This window comes from Ferrovibrio terrae (assembly GCF_943371255.1).
Lineage (GTDB): Bacteria > Pseudomonadota > Alphaproteobacteria > Ferrovibrionales > Ferrovibrionaceae > Ferrovibrio > Ferrovibrio terrae_B.
This window is the reverse complement of the sequence record NZ_CALRUC010000002.1, coordinates 42,552-57,411: the sequence shown is the minus strand read 5'-3', so window position 1 is coordinate 57,411 and position 14,860 is coordinate 42,552. Positions and strand designations below refer to the sequence as shown.

Genomic DNA, 14,860 nt, shown 5'->3' with positions numbered 1-14,860 from the left:
TTACAGATCGCCAATACGGAAATTCAGTTCCAGCACCTTGGGGTAGCCTTCCGGATTGGGCGGCATGCGCATCGGCTGCGCCAGCCGCATGGCACGCAGGAAAGTTTCGATTGCCGTGCGGAAGGCAGCGGCCTGCGGCCGGCGGTCAACGGCGATCTGGTCCCAGTTCTCCACCATCGCCCGCATGTCCCACGGATCGTTCTTGCCAAATGGCGGCGCCAGCATGCCATTGGGCAGCACGCGATAGCGGCCGAAAATCCGGATATCGGCAAACTGCGGCGCGTCGAAATCGATCACCCAGGCGCTGACCACCTGGCTGAGGAAGTAATCGCTTTCCGACTGCGTCATGGTTTCGCCGGTCGCACCCGCAGCACCCGGCGCGCCAGCGTCGCGGTTGCCGGTGGGACGCGGCGGTGACTGCTGCTGGCGCTGCGCCGGCGGCGCAGTCACGGTCGAGGGGCCGGCGCGATCGGGTACCGGTGCCGGCTGCGGCTTTTCGGCGGCCTGCGGCCGGGCACGTTCGCCGGCGCTGGGCGGTGCCTTCGATGGTGCCTCGGTAACCGGCGCGCGCTGCAATTGCGGGATGCTGGGCGGCGGTACCGGGCGGGATGGCTCAGGCGTCATCGTCTGCTGCTGTGCCGGCGGGGCCTGCGCCTGGGTCGGAGCCGGCTGCGGTGCCGGGGGTGGTGCCGGGGTCGGGGTCGGTTTGGGCGGCTCCGGCATCACGAATTCGGCCAGGATCGGCGGCGGCTCGGGCTGGATTCGCCAGGTCCAGGGTTCGACCAGCAGCAGCAGCACGATCAGGCCATGCAGCAGCAGCGACATCGCAACGCCCAGCCAAAGGCGGCGATTATCCCAGTCCTGCGCGCGATATTCCAAAAAGGTGGCCATCACAAACACTTAGCGCTGACGTAGCGGCAGGCCAAGGCTTTTGCCCGGGCTGAATGCCTCGGCTATAACCGATTGTCCGACAATCGAGAAGACACCGGAGAGAAACGTGACCGAACCCGTTGCCTATGCCGTCAAAGACGGCATCGCCATCCTCACTATCGAGAATCCCCCCGTCAACGCGCTGAGCCAGGGTGTACGGGCCGGTATCATTGCCGGGCTGGACAAGGCCGACGCCGATGCCGGCGTCAGTGCCGCGGTGATCATTGGCGGTGGCCGCACCTTCATTGCCGGTGCCGATATCAAGGAATTCGGCAAGACCCCGCTGCAGCCCTATCTGCCGGATGTGCTGAAGCGCATCGAGGCGATGACCAAGCCGGTGGTGGCTGCCCTGCATGGCACGGCGCTGGGCGGCGGTTTCGAAGTGGCGCTGACCTGCCACTGGCGTGTAGCGCTGGAGAGCGGCCAGGTCGGCCTGCCGGAGGTGAAGCTTGGCCTGCTGCCCGGGTCCGGCGGCACCCAGCGCCTGCCGCGCCTGATTGGCCCGAAGCTGGCGCTCGACATGATTGTTTCCGGCAATCCGATCCCGGCGAAGAAGGCCGCCGAGCTTGGCGCGATTGACGAAATCGTGACCGGCGATCTGCTGGAGGGCGCACTCGCCTATGCCAGACGGGTGGTGGCCGAGCAGCGCCCGCTGCGGCTGGTGCGCGACATGAACGACAAGGTCAGCAATGTCGACCCTGCCGTGTTCAGCGACTACCGCAAGAGTATCGAGCGCAAGGCCAGGGGCTTCCTCGGCCCGTGGCGCTGCATCGATGCAGTAGAGGTCGCCACCAAGCTGCCGATGGATGAAGGCCTACTGAAAGAGCGCGAATACTTCTTCGAATGCATGGGCAGTCCGCAGCGCGCGGCGCAGATCCATGCCTTCTTCGCCGAACGCGAGGCGGCCAAGATTCCCGGCCTGCCCGAGGATGTGCAGGCCAAGCCGATCAAATCGGCTGCCGTGCTGGGCGCCGGCACCATGGGTGGCGGCATCGCGATGAATTTCGCCAATGCCGGTATCGCGGTGAAGCTGCTGGACGTGTCGCAGGAAGCCCTCAGCCGCGGCCTTGGCGTGATCGAGAAGAACTATGCCACATCCGTGGCACGCGGCAGCATGAAGCAGGAGGCGATGGACCGGGCGATGAAGCTGATCACCGGCACCCAGCGCTTTGAGGATATCGGCGACGCCGATATCGTGGTGGAAGCCGTGTTCGAGGAGATGGGTGTCAAGAAAGAGGTGTTCGGCAAGCTCGACAAGGTGATGAAACAGGGTGCCATCCTCGCCACCAACACCTCGACGCTGGATATCGACGAGATCGCGGCCAGCACCAAGCGGCCGCAGGATGTGATCGGCACGCATTTCTTCAGCCCGGCGAATGTGATGAAGCTGCTGGAAAACGTGCGCGGCGCCAAATCCTCACCCGAGACCATCGCTACCGTGATGGCGATGGGCAAGACGCTGAAGAAGGTGGCGGTGCTGGCCGGAAACTGCGATGGCTTCATCGGCAACCGCATGCTGCATGGGTACTTACGCGAGGCGAATTTCCTGCTCGAAGAAGGCTGCAGCCCTGAGCAGATCGACCGCGCGCTGGAAGACTTCGGCCTCGCCATGGGGCCGTTCAGGATGAGCGATCTCGCCGGCCTGGATGTCGGCTGGCGCATCCGCAAGGGCAAGGCGCATCTGCGCCCCAAGGACGAGCGCTATTCCAAGGTGGCCGACCAGCTGTGCGAACTGGGCCGCTTCGGCCAGAAGACTGGTGCCGGTTTCTACAAGTATGAGGGCCGCGATGCGGTGCCCGATCCGGTGGTCAAGGACATCATCCTGGCCGCATCCAGGGAGCAAGGTATTGAACGGCGGGAGATTTCCGACGAGGAAATCGTCCAGCGCTGCATGTATCCGCTGGTCAACGAGGGCGCCAAGATCCTGGAGGAAGGCATCGCCATCCGGTCGGGCGATATCGACATCACCTACCTTTTCGGCTATGGCTTCCCCGTTTATCGGGGCGGGCCGATGTTCTGGGCCGAACAGATCGGCCTCGACAAGGTGCTCGCCACGATCCGCGGCTTCCACAAGATCCACGGCAAGTTCTGGGAACCGGCCAAGCTGCTGGTCGAACGGGCCGAGGCCGGCAAGGGGTGGAGCGGCCGCTGAAGGCCCGAATTCCTTTTCAGAGGGTGCGTTAGAGTACGATGTCCGAACCCGCTGCCGTTTCCATTCCGGGCGCCGACCCCATCGGCGCCCGGCGCACCTTTGCCATCATCGCGCATCCTGACGCGGGCAAGACGACCCTGACCGAAAAGCTGCTGCTGTTCGGCGGCGCCATCCATCTGGCCGGCGCCGTGAAGGCACGTGGCGAGAACCGCCGCGCGCGGTCTGACTTCCTGAAGATCGAACAGCAGCGCGGCATTTCGGTCTCCACCTCGGTGATGAATTTCGAATACCAGGGCTGGACCTTCAACCTGCTGGACACGCCGGGCCATGAAGACTTCAGCGAGGATACCTACCGCACGCTGACCGCCGTCGACAGCGCGGTCATGGTGCTCGATGCCGCCAAGGGCATCGAAACCCAGACGCGCAAGCTGTTCGAGGTCTGCCGCCTGCGCGACGTGCCGATCGCCACTTTTGTGAACAAGATCGATCGCGAGTCGCAGGACCCGTTCGCGCTGCTGGACGAAGTCGCCTCCACGCTGGCGCTGGAATGCGTGCCGGCGAACTGGCCGATCGGTATGGGCCATGATTTCCGTGGCTGCTACGACCTGTTCGGCAAGCGCCTGCTGCTGGTCGGCAAGGAAAACAAGAATCTCGAACCCGAGGTCATCATCCTCGACAGCCTGGACGATCCGCGCGTGGCCGAATACGTGCCCGAGGCACAGCGCGCCAAGCTTCTGGAAGATATCGCGCTGATCGAGGGCGCCTGCCCGCCCTTCGATCCCGAAGCCTATCGCCAGGGCCATATGACGCCGGTGTATTTCGGCTCGGCGCTGAAGAATTTCGGCGTCGACGAACTGCTGAAGGGCCTGGGCGAATTCGCGCCCTCGCCGCGCCCGCAGCCGACCGATAAGCGCGTGATCCAGCCGACCGAAAAGGCCGTCACCGGTTTCGTGTTCAAGGTCCAGGCCAACATGGACAAGAACCATCGCGATCGCATTGCCTTCCTGCGGCTGTGCTCGGGCCATTTCAAGCGCGGCATGAAGCTGAAGCAGGTCAGCACCGGCAAGCCGATTACGGTGAGCAACCCGACGCTGTTCTTTGCCCGCGACCGCTCGCTGGCCGACGAAGCCTGGCCCGGCGACATCATCGGCATTCCCAATCACGGCGTGCTGCGCGTCGGCGATACGCTGACCGAGAGCGAAGACCTGCGCTTCACCGGCATTCCCAACTTCGCGCCGGAAATCCTGCGCCGCGTGCGGCTGGGCGATCCGATGAAGGCCAAGCACCTGCAGCGCGCGCTGGAGGATCTGGCCGAAGAGGGCGTCACCCAGGTGTTCCGTCCGCGGATCGGCGCCGACTGGATCGTCGGCCTGGTCGGGCCGCTGCAGCTTGATGTGCTCGCCGCCCGACTGGGCGAGGAATACAACCTTGAGGTCGGGTTCGAGCAGGCGCCCTACGAGACCGCCCGCTGGGTCGATGCCGAGGACAAGCGCGATCTCGACCTGTTCGTGGAGCAGAACCGGGGCACCATCGCCGACGACCGCGAGGGCAATCCGGTCTTCATGGCCCGCAACACATGGGAACTCTCCTATATCGAGAAAAAATGGGATAAGATCCGTTTCCATGCCACGCGGGAACGCCATTAACCCTCTCGACCGACCCTCGCTGCCGAGGCGCCGCCTGCTCGGCCTGCTGGCCGCCGGCAGCCTGTTGCTGCCTGTGGCCGCGTATGCGCAGGAAAAAGAGAAGAAGAAGAAAAGCGATACCCCGGTCGAGAAGCCGCCGATCAACAACCCGATCCTGGTGGTCGATGCGGTGACGGCGCCGATTGCCGGCCCGCCGGGTTCCAAGGTCATCATGACGCTCAATGTCGACTGCGGCTCGGTGGAGAATGCGCGCAAGGTCGATGACCTGATGCCGCGCGTCTACAACGCCATCATCATCGAGCTGAACCGCGAACCGCTGGGAAAAGACGGCCGGCTGTTTGACCAGGATATCGAGCAGCTGAAGCGCCGCCTGGTCTACCAGATCAATCGCCAGCTGCAGGGGCCGCAGGTGGTGGGCGTTTATGTGCGCTCGCTGCAGGAAGTGCCACTGCGGCCGCCGCCCCGTTCATAGGCACGGCGTTCCTGAGCAGGCGCGGCGCGATCTTAATCGTCGCGGCCGAATAGGATCGACTTGGCGCGGATATCGTCGATGCTGCCCATCAGGTCTTCGATCTTGGCTTCGAGCAGATCGGCCGCCTGGCGTGCCAGGCTCAGTTCCTCTTCCACCGCCTGCAGCATGGCCTGACGCGCGGCGCCGATGATAGCGCCATTGGGATGGGCCGGGAAGCTGACGCATTTCGACACGAAACGCCGCACCGCCGAGGCTGATGGCAGTGTGCCGAGCACAAGCCTGGCCGGCAGCGCGATCACCAGCCAGCCGGTCTGCAGGGCGATGGCGGCGAAATCGCCATGCCGGAACCCCGCCCGCGGCGGCGCACCGGGTTCGGCACCGGGCAACTCGATCTGCGCGGCCTCCCAGCCAAAGGCCAGGAACTCCCCTTCGGCGGCGGCGGCCATATCCTGCTGTGACGGCTGGTCTGTATCGCTCACGCTAGGCTCCCCACGGCTGCAGCATTGGCGCGCAAATTCGCCGGCGACAGCGTGCCCACCACGATACTGCAAACACCAGGCAAAGTCGCGGCTGCCTTCAGCGCGGCGGCCGGGTCGGCGGCATGGCCGCTGGCCAGTGCCTTTTTCACCAGCACGCCTTTGCCCTGCCCGGCAGCGGCGGCGATCAGCGGCACTTCGGCGGTATAGCCCGGGTTATAGGTTGCCATCAGGATATCGATGTGAGGCAGCATCCTGTTGCCGCCGGCCACGGTCTTGCCGGAAAAGCCGCCAGCCCGGATCAGGCCCCTGGCCTTCAGCCCAGCCAGCATCTCGGCCGCCGGCAGGAAGCGCTCGCCGGCCTCGTCGATGCCATCGGAATGCAGCAGCACGGCATCGAGGTAATCGGTGCGCAGGAGCCGCAGGCTGTTTTCCACCGAAGCGCGGATGGCCGAGGCTGAGAAATCAAACCGCGAGGCGCCCTGTTCGAAATATTCGCCGGCCTTGCTGACGATCACCCAGTCGCTGCGCGGGCCGGGCAGCAACTGGCCGAGCCGCTGTTCGCTCAGGCCATAGGCTGGCGCGGTGTCGACCAGATTGATGCCAAGCTCGCGCGCGGTTTCGAGCAGGGCCGTCACCGCCGCATCATCGGGCAGGTCGAAGCCCTGCGGATATTTCACGCCTTCATTGCGGCCGAGCTTCACCGTGCCAAGCCCGAGCAGGCTGACCTGGATGCCGGTCGCGCCAAGCGATCTCATCTCCATGTCGCAACCTCCCAGGGCGCCGGCGCAATCTGCGGCGCGGCCCAGTCACCGAAGGCCGGCTGCACCCGGCCCGACGCCGGCGGCAAGGCGGCCAGCACCAGATCGGCCAGTTGCGGCGCCAGCGCCAGCTTGGTCGGCCAGGACAGCATGATGTTGCCGACGCGCTTGAGCACCGGACCTTCCGGCTTGCGGCCGTCATCGGTGGCGCCCTCGGCGCGATCGACGCGGAAACCTGCGAAGCGGCTGCGCGAAAAATCGAGCTTCGGCAGCAGGGTGGCGAATTCCTGTCGGGCGGCGGCGATCAGGTCTGCCTCGCTCTGGGCCACGCCGTTTTCCGCCAGCAGCCCGCCGACATACCAGACCAGCGCGCCATCATTCTTCCTATGCGTGGTGATGGTGACGCGCGGCTTGTCGCTGGTGTCGAAGCAATGGGCCCAGAGCAGACCGGGTGCGTTATCGACCAGCAGCATCTGCAGGGGCCGGCGCTGCGCCGACTGCGGCGGCAGGCCGAGCTGTGGCAGCAGCGCCTCGTTGCCGGCGCCGGCGGTGGAGACCAGTGTGCCGGCGGTGATGCGGCGGCCAGCGACCTGCAGCGCCACATGATTGTCCTGCGGCGCAATCGTTGCCTGCCCGGCCTTGATGCAGCCCTCGCCCAGTGCCGCCAGCGCGGCCAGCAGCGCGGGCACATCGAGCACGCATTCATCCAGCGCGTAGACTGCACCGACATGATCGGCATCCTGCAGCACTGCTGGCCACTGGTTTTGCGCCAGCGCATCGACCCGGCCACGCACCAGCTTGCTGCCGAAGAATCCGGCGATGCGGCTGGTCAGCGTGCGGCGCGCCCAGAACAGATGCCGCTCGGCGGCCAGTTTGGCCGCGCGCAGGTCGATCTCGCCACTGCCATCCAGACAGGCGCGCCAGCGTGCCGGCATGTCGGCCAGTGCGGCACTGTCGGCATTCAGCTTGAGGTCGATGGCGTATTTCAGGCCGCCATGGATGATGCCCTGCGAGGCAAGCGTCTGGCCGGCGCCGAGTGCATGATTTTCCAGCAGCAGGGCGCTGTAACCGGCGCGCCTGAGACGCGCCAGCAGCCAGAGGCCGGCAATGCCGCCGCCGAGGATCGCGACGTCGACATCAGGCTGGCTGGTCATGGCTTCAGCTTTGCAGCTTCTTGATGGTTGCCGTGGTGCTCTGGCCGGCGACATGGCGTGAGACCTTTACCTCGCCGCCATAGGCACGCACCACATCGGCACCCACCACCTGATCCACCGAATAGTCGCCGCCCTTGACCAGAAGGTCGGGCTTCAGCAGGCCCAGCAGCGGGATCGGCGTATCATCGGCAAACACGATTACCATATCCACCAGGCTCAGCGCCGCCAGAACCTGGGCGCGATGGCGTTCATCCTGCACCGGACGGGCGTCACCCTTCAGTTTCTTCACCGAGGCATCGGAATTGATCGCAACGATCAGCCGGTCGCATTGCGCGCGCACTTCCGACAGCAGCGCCAGATGGCCCGGATGCAGCAGGTCGAACACGCCATTGGTGAAACCGACGCGTTCGCCGCGGCTGCGCCACAGGGCCACGCGTTCGACTGCCTGCTGCGGCGCAGCGATCTTGATCTCGATGCCATGCGGATCAGGCATATGCAGGGCAAGGCGCAGCTCAGCGGGATGCACCACGGCGGTGCCGATCTTGGCGACGACAATGCCGGCGGCGGCATTGGCGAGCCGCGCCGCCTGCGGCAGCGAACGGCCGACGGCCAGGGCGGCGGCAATCGTTGCCACCACGGTATCGCCCGCGCCGGATACATCAAAGACTTCGCGCGCCTCGGCCTGTAAATGCAGCGGCGGCTCCTGCCCCTGCACCAGCGTCATGCCGGCCGCGCCACGCGTGACCAGCACATTGGCGATGCCGGCCTCGGTCACCAGCTTGCGGGCGGCGGCAACGGCGCTGGCATCATCGGCGCAGCTTTCTCCGGTTGCCAACGCGGCTTCGGCGCGATTGGGCGTCACCAGCGTGGCGCCCTTATAGCGGCGATAATCGCTGCCCTTGGGGTCCACCAGCACAGGCTTGCCGGCCTTGGTGGCGGCCTTGATCAGCTTGGCGATCACGCGGTCGCTGACGGCGCCCTTGGCGTAATCCGACAGCACCAGAACGGCATTGTCGGCCAGCGCCTCAAGCGCAGCCTTGATCAGGGCATCGACGGCATCGTCGGAAGGCTTGCCGCGGCTTTCGCGATCGACGCGCAGCAGTTGCTGCCGGCTGCCGATGAAACGGGTCTTCTCGATGGTGTGCCAGGTCTCGTCGACCACCAGCTGCGCCTCGATGCCGGGCTCCAGCGCCAGCACCTCGTTCAGCTGGTCGGCCGCCACGTCATCGCCGACCAGGCCGAACAGGGCGACCCGGGCGCCCAGCGCCGCCAGGTTGCGCGCCACGTTGCCGGCGCCGCCGGGCATGGCGATCTCGCGCTCGATCTGCATCACCGGAATCGGTGCTTCCGGCGAGATGCGCTCGACGCCGCCATAGACGAAGCGGTCGAGCATCACATCGCCCACCACCAGCACGCGGGCAGCAGCGAAATCGGCAGGATCGGCGGCGAAATCGGACATGGCTTTCGATACACCGGCGAGGGCCCAAATGCCAGCCCCGCCCTGTTTATCCCCCGGCGTTTCAGGTGTGCAGCAGGCGCCGTCCGGCCCCGTCCAGCACCAGGGCGGTCAGCCGGCCGGTGGTATAGGCCCCGGTATCGACACCGATGCGATTGGGTCGCCACTCCACCTCATGAACGATGGTATGGCCATGCACCACGATCATGCCGTGGTCGATTTCCGAATCGAGGAAGACACCGCGAATCCAGATCATATTTTCGCGACTCTGGCGATCCAGCGGCAGGCCCGGCTTGATGCCGGCATGTACGAACAGATAGTCGCCATACTGCACCTGGACCGGCAGACCGAGCAGGAACTGCTTGTGGTGGCGCGGCAGCACGCCCAGCAGGGCGCGCTGGGTCAGCAGAAATTCATCGAAGGAGCCGGGAATCTTGACCTTGTAGCTGCGCAAGGTGGCATCGCCGCCATTGGCCAGCCACAGCGCGGCACCATAGGGCGCCTCAAGGAATTCCAGCAGCATCGCTTCATGATTGCCGAGCAGCGTGACGATCTCGACGCCGGGAAAGCGCGGGCGGGTCAGTCGCTCGATCACCGCATGGGAATCCGGCCCGCGGTCGATATAGTCGCCCAGATAGACAATGACGGTTTTTTCAGGGGCGCCATATTCCGAAGAAGGCGCGAGATCGGTTTCGATCTTGGCATGCAGCTGGTCGAGCAGGTCGACCCGGCCATGAATATCGCCAATGGCGTAAACGCGGAGCCCCGGCGGCAGCCTCGCCTCTTCGATCAGCATGGCCCGATCAGCATGACGCCTACTGCGGCGAACGCTTGGCGAGGATGCGCTGCAGAGTGCGGCGATGCATCTTCAGCCGGCGCGCCGTCTCCGACACATTGCGGTCGCAAAGTTCGAAGACGCGCTGGATATGTTCCCAGCGCACGCGCTCGGCCGACATCGGCTCGTCCGGCGGTGCCGGATGTGCCGCATTGCCGACGCGCAGCGCGCGATCGACATCATCGGCATCGGCCGGTTTGGGCAGATAGTCGGCCGCCCCCGCCTTCACGGCAGCAACCGCGGTGGCGATATTGCCATAGCCGGTGAGCATCACCACGCGCGCATCCTGGCGCACCTGGCGGATCGCGGTGACAACATCCAGGCCATTGCCATCGCCCAATTTGAGGTCGACGACCGCATAGGCCGGTGGCTTGGCCCGCGCCATCTGGATGCCAATTGCGACAGACTCAGCGGTCTGCACCACATAACCACGCTTTTCCATCGCACGCGCCAGACGCATGCGCAGCGGTTCATCGTCATCGACGATCAGCAGGGACATATCGGTCATGGCGGCAGAATGTACCGCAGCGGGGGCACTGCGCAACCCCCGCACGGTTTCCGGTCTATTTTGCCGTCAGGTCGCGTGGCCAGCTGACCGCCACCTGGGTGCCGCTGCCACCCGGCCGGTTGGCAAAGGCGACCGATGCTCCGCTGCGGCGCAGCAGGTTCATGGCGATGAAGACGCCCAGGCCCATGCCGCCGCTGTCAGGCCGGCTGGTCACATAGGGCTCGCCCAAGGCCGAGAGGATATCCACGTTCAGGCCGGGGCCATCGTCAAGAATACGCAGACGGATGGTTTTGTCGTCCCAGTCCACCTCGATATCGACACTGGCGCGGGCGAACTCCATGGCGTTTTGCAGCAGGTTGCCCAGTCCATGCAGGATTTCGGGCCGGCGCGGCAAAACCGGCGGCGTGCCAGTGCCGATCAGCTGCACGGCAAAGGCAATGCCCTCGCGGCGCCAGGGCATTGCCACCACCTCCATCATGTTGGCAATACCGAGATCAGAGAAGGCTTCCGGGTCGGAGGTGGCCGAGGGACGGCGCGACAGACGCGCCAGAATGTCGCGGCAGCGTTCGACCTGGCTCTGCAGCAGCGCGATATCTTCCGCCAGCGGATTGTCAGCCGCCAGTTCACGTCCGATTTCCTTCACCACAACGGCAATGGTGCCCAGCGGCGAACCCAGTTCATGGGCCGCCGCGGCGGCCAGACCGCCCAGCGCCGAGACCTGCTGCTCGCGCGCCAGTGCCATCTGCGTGGCTGCCAGCGCATCCGACATGCGCCGGGCTTCCTCCGCCACCTGCCAGGCATAAGCGGCGATGAACAGCGTGCCCAGCACCAGGGCGATGAGATTGCCCCATTGCAGCAGCGGCGGCTGCAGCACTTCGGCATGGTCGCCCCAGGGCAGCGGCAGGTGGTAGATCGTCATCAGCGTGGTGAGCACGAAGGCCAGCAGCCCCAGCACCACCGTGGAACGCAGGGTGAGAATGGTGGCCGAGACCGTGACCGGCACCAGGATCAGCACGGTGAAGGGATTGTCGATGCCGCCGGTGAGGAACAGCAGGATGCAGAGCTGGATCTGGTCGAAGGCAAGATAACCCGCTGCCCCCTTCTCGCTCAGTCGCTTGGCGGTCGGGTAGATGATGAAGAGGACGATGTTGAGCAGTGCGGAAATGCCGACCACCGCCAGCGCCGGCAGCAGCGGCAGTTTGAAGTTCAGCCCGAAATGCACAAACAGGATGGCCAGCAGCTGGCCGATGATGGCGATCCAGCGCAACAGCACCAGGGTCTGCAGGCGCACGCGGCCGGCCGGATCATCGGCCGCGCTCAGATGCGGGCCGAGGCGGTCGCGCAGGCGGTCCAGCAGAGCGGCCATCAGCGCATGTCTTCGTGCCAGGTGCGGCCGTCGCGTTCGATCAGGCCAATCGCCGCCGATGGCCCCCAGCTGCCGGCCGTATAGGGCTTGGGCCGATCGCTTTGCGACTGCCAGCCGGCCAGGATCGGTTCGATCCAGCGCCAGGCCGCATCGACCTCGTCGCTGCGCATGAACAGCATCGGGTTGCCGCGCACCACATCCATCAACAGGCGTTCATAGGCATCGGGCTGCCGGCCCTGGAAGGTTTCGGCGAAGCTGAGATTGAGCGGCGCGGTGCGCAGCCGCATGCCGCCCGGCCCCGGCACCTTGCTCATCATATGCAGCGAGATGCCCTCGTCGGGCTGCAGGCGGATGACGAGACGATTGGGTACCACGTCGCGCGCCGCCGCAGGGAAGATCAGATGCGGCACCGGGCGGAACTGCACGACGATCTCCGAGCGCCGCACCGGCAGCCGCTTGCCGGTGCGCAGATAGAATGGCACGCCGGCCCAGCGCCAGGTCTCGACCTCGGCCTTGACCACGACAAAGGTTTCCGTGGTGCTGTCGTCGCGCCCGATTTCCTCGCCATAGCCGGGCACGGCGCCGCCATCGACAGCACCGGCCGCATACTGGCCGCGCACGGTCTTTTCACCGATGGTGCCATCGGTGAGCGGGCGCAGCGCTTCCAGCACCTTCAGTTTTTCATCACGCACCGCATCGGCGGCAAAGGCATTCGGCGGCTCCATCGCCACCAGGCAGAGCAACTGCAGCAGATGATTCTGCACCATGTCGCGCAGCGCGCCGGCATGGTCGTAATAGCCGGCGCGGCCCTCGACGCCGATCTTCTCGGCCACCGTCACCTGCACATGGTCGATCACGCCGCGATGCCAGACCGGCTCGAACAGCGCATTGGCAAAGCGCAGCGCCATCAGGTTCTGCACGGTTTCCTTGCCCAGATAGTGATCGATGCGGAAGACGCGGTCCTCGGAGAAGGCCGCCGCCACCGCGCCGTTGACCGCGCGCGCCGAGGCCAGATCATGGCCGATCGGCTTTTCCAGCACGACGCGGGCCTGCGGCCGGTTCAGGCCGGCTGCCGCCAGCTGGGTACAGATCGGGCCGAAGAAGCGCGGCGCCATGGCGAGATAGAACACCAGCACGCGCTCCGTGCCGCCATTTAGAGCTTTTGCCAGCGCGGCATAGTCGGCAGGGGTTTCCGCATCGAGGCTGAGATAGCGGAAACGGGACACGAAACGCTCGACGGCGGCCTCGCTGAAATCCTTGGCATCGAGATGACGATCCAGCGCGCCGCGTGCGAGGCTGCGGAATTCTTCGTCCGGCATTTCGCCGCGGGCGACGGCAAACAGCCGGACATCGTCATTGAGCTGGCCGGCGACATCGCGGTGATACAGCGCCGGCACCAGCTTGCGCAGCGACAGGTCGCCAGTGGCGCCGAAAATGACGAGATCGAAGGAAAAGCTGCCGCTGGGATGTGTCATGGGGTGAGCGTGACAAACTCGGCGCGGGCGATCAACCACTGATGGCCGGCATCACTCAACGAAATGCGGCTCGGGCTTTTCGTGCAGGGCTTCGTAATGCACCAGAACGGGTTCGACACCGAGCCGTTGCGGCTGGCCGGCGCGAAAAGCCCATTCGCCGCGATCACAGTTTTCAGCTGTGACATAACCGTTGATATAGAGCCGGCGGTCGGCAGCCGTGCTGTTGATCCCCGAACCATGCACCAGGAAGGGCGACCACAGCGCCAGATCGCCGGGCGCCAGTTCGAGATCGACTGCCGCGGCCGGATCGAGGCCGACCGCCTGCAGGGCCGCATCCTGCATCGTCTGCTGCAGGATCGGACCGTCGCCGCCGAGATCGAGGTTGCCGAGCAGATGGCTGCCCGGGATCACCTTCATGGCGCCGCTGGCCCTTGTATGCGCGTCGATGGCGATGCCGGTCTGCACATAAGAGCCGGCCAGATCGCGGAAGGCCTCGGCCGGCCGGCGGAAACGGCTGTCCTGGTGATAGGCGAATTCCACTTTCGCCGCGCCCGGCGGCTTCCAGTGCATCTGGTTGATGATCTGCTTGAGGTTGTCGCCGATCAGGGGTTTCAGCACGGCCACGAAACGGGGATCGAGCCGCACGCGGTCCAGCAGGGCATCGCGCCAGGACGGCCACTGCACCATGCGCAGGATGCGGCCCAGATGCGGGTCGTCGCCCAGCCGGAACAGCAGATTGCCATGGCGGAAACTGCGACCGAGCGCCAGGCCGGAGGCCTGCAGGCGGTCGAAGGCCCCGGCCATGGCGGCCACCTCGGCCGGGGAAAACAGTCCACGGATGATCGCATAGCCATCCCGCGCATAGGCCTGGCGCAGCAGGTCGGGCGCGGGCAGACGCGCTTCCCAATCATGGCCGGGCTGCGGTTGAGGGGCTGAATGTAGCGCGCCGCAAAATTTCGGATTCCGCGACATTTGATTTCGGACTCCATTTATCGCCCATTTCCGAGACATTTCCTCAGATTTACCCACAAGCCTCAAACGGCCTTTAACGGTTGCTCTATTGCGCCCCGGCTTCAAGCCGGGAATCAATGGAACAAATGCAGCCCGTTCGACGCTCTCCACCGCCCGACCTTACCACCCCGATCGGCGTCAGCCGCGGCGGCGTCAAACTCTTCGGCCGGTGCCGTTTCGGGCACCAGAGAGAGCTGCAGCCGCTGCGCCTGGCTGTCCTGCACGGCGACAAGACGCCGCTGGAGGAAATCGGCCCTCTGCTGCGTTGCCCTGCCTGCAACGCCAAGGGCCTCGATTTTGTCATCACCAGGCGCCCGGAAACGCCCGAGGAAACCTTCTACCGGAAGGACCGCAGGGCGCCCACGCTGGGCTATCACCACAGCCGGGGCGATAAGGCCTCGGTTCACTGCCTCGCGCCCCTGCCGCCGCACGGCAATCTGTGCCGTCACCGGGCCGAGCTTGACCTGCCCGCCCTGGTCGCTGCCGGCAAGGGCAATATGACCCTGATCGCCGCCGAGCGGGCAGCGCGCTGCCAGCAGTGCAGGCGGAAGGGTTTGGGCCGGATTCTGATCACACCCAACCGGCTGCCCGTGGCCGACGAATTTATCGATCAGTGAC

At 65.5% G+C, this 14,860-nt stretch carries 14 protein-coding genes; 4 read left to right on the top strand and 10 right to left on the bottom strand.

The window, feature by feature from the left end; translation table 11 throughout:
- On the bottom strand, positions 1-891 hold the full coding sequence (locus AAG799_RS01000) for a hypothetical protein (protein WP_341893916.1): 891 nt from the start codon (positions 889-891) through the stop codon (positions 1-3).
- Between the two features lie 106 nt (positions 892-997).
- Here AAG799_RS01000 and AAG799_RS00995 point away from each other — a divergent pair, with 106 nt between their 5' ends.
- From AAG799_RS00995 to AAG799_RS00985, 3 genes are read left to right on the top strand one after another with little or no spacing between them, the layout of a single operon-like run.
- A complete protein-coding gene (locus AAG799_RS00995; RefSeq protein ID WP_341893915.1) occupies positions 998-3,082 on the top strand; it encodes a 3-hydroxyacyl-CoA dehydrogenase NAD-binding domain-containing protein in 2,085 nt (694 codons plus the stop codon).
- 38 nt (positions 3,083-3,120) lie between these two features.
- Complete coding sequence (locus tag AAG799_RS00990) at positions 3,121-4,728, top strand: peptide chain release factor 3 (protein ID WP_341893914.1); 1,608 nt, start codon at positions 3,121-3,123, stop codon at positions 4,726-4,728.
- Positions 4,706-5,200 (top strand): hypothetical protein, encoded by a 495-nt coding sequence (locus AAG799_RS00985; RefSeq protein ID WP_341893913.1) that lies wholly within the window; start codon positions 4,706-4,708, stop codon positions 5,198-5,200. The genes AAG799_RS00990 and AAG799_RS00985 overlap by 23 nt, the downstream gene beginning before the upstream one ends.
- Positions 5,201-5,232: 32 nt before the next feature.
- On the opposite strand, the gene AAG799_RS00980 is transcribed toward AAG799_RS00985, so the two are convergent.
- The 9 genes from AAG799_RS00980 to AAG799_RS00940 all read right to left on the bottom strand — a co-directional run bounded on the left by AAG799_RS00980 (position 5,233) and on the right by AAG799_RS00940 (position 14,203).
- Positions 5,233-5,679 carry a hypothetical protein gene (locus tag AAG799_RS00980; protein WP_341893912.1) on the bottom strand — a complete coding sequence of 149 codons (447 nt, stop codon included), beginning with the start codon at positions 5,677-5,679 and terminating at the stop codon, positions 5,233-5,235.
- Entirely contained in the window at positions 5,676-6,440 is a 765-nt protein-coding gene (locus tag AAG799_RS00975; protein ID WP_341893911.1) for an aldo/keto reductase, read from the bottom strand. The genes AAG799_RS00980 and AAG799_RS00975 overlap by 4 nt, the downstream gene beginning before the upstream one ends.
- On the bottom strand, positions 6,431-7,591 hold the full coding sequence (locus AAG799_RS00970) for an FAD-dependent oxidoreductase (protein WP_341893910.1): 1,161 nt from the start codon (positions 7,589-7,591) through the stop codon (positions 6,431-6,433). Before AAG799_RS00970 ends, AAG799_RS00975 begins: the two co-directional genes overlap by 10 nt.
- A 4-nt stretch (positions 7,592-7,595) precedes the next feature.
- On the bottom strand, positions 7,596-9,050 hold the full coding sequence (gene hldE, locus AAG799_RS00965; protein WP_341893909.1) for a bifunctional D-glycero-beta-D-manno-heptose-7-phosphate kinase/D-glycero-beta-D-manno-heptose 1-phosphate adenylyltransferase HldE: 1,455 nt from the start codon (positions 9,048-9,050) through the stop codon (positions 7,596-7,598).
- A 61-nt stretch (positions 9,051-9,111) separates the two neighbouring features.
- Positions 9,112-9,843, bottom strand: a complete 732-nt coding sequence (locus AAG799_RS00960) for a metallophosphoesterase family protein (protein ID WP_341893908.1) — start codon at positions 9,841-9,843, stop codon at positions 9,112-9,114.
- Positions 9,844-9,862: 19 nt separating this feature from the next.
- Positions 9,863-10,390, bottom strand: a complete 528-nt coding sequence (locus AAG799_RS00955) for an ActR/PrrA/RegA family redox response regulator transcription factor (protein ID WP_341893907.1) — start codon at positions 10,388-10,390, stop codon at positions 9,863-9,865.
- Positions 10,391-10,445: 55 nt separating this feature from the next.
- Positions 10,446-11,756, bottom strand: coding sequence for an ActS/PrrB/RegB family redox-sensitive histidine kinase (locus AAG799_RS00950; protein WP_341893906.1), 1,311 nt, complete (start codon positions 11,754-11,756; stop codon positions 10,446-10,448).
- The gene (zwf, locus tag AAG799_RS00945; protein WP_341893905.1) at positions 11,756-13,231 is read right to left on the bottom strand and encodes a glucose-6-phosphate dehydrogenase; all 1,476 of its coding nucleotides are present in this window, start codon (positions 13,229-13,231) and stop codon (positions 11,756-11,758) included. Before zwf ends, AAG799_RS00950 begins: the two co-directional genes overlap by 1 nt.
- A 51-nt stretch (positions 13,232-13,282) precedes the next feature.
- Positions 13,283-14,203 (bottom strand): phytanoyl-CoA dioxygenase family protein, encoded by a 921-nt coding sequence (locus tag AAG799_RS00940; protein ID WP_341893904.1) that lies wholly within the window; start codon positions 14,201-14,203, stop codon positions 13,283-13,285.
- Positions 14,204-14,319: 116 nt separating this feature from the next.
- Here AAG799_RS00940 and AAG799_RS00935 point away from each other — a divergent pair, with 116 nt between their 5' ends.
- Positions 14,320-14,859, top strand: a complete 540-nt coding sequence (locus AAG799_RS00935) for a hypothetical protein (RefSeq protein ID WP_341893903.1) — start codon at positions 14,320-14,322, stop codon at positions 14,857-14,859.
- Position 14,860 lies beyond the last annotated feature (1 nt).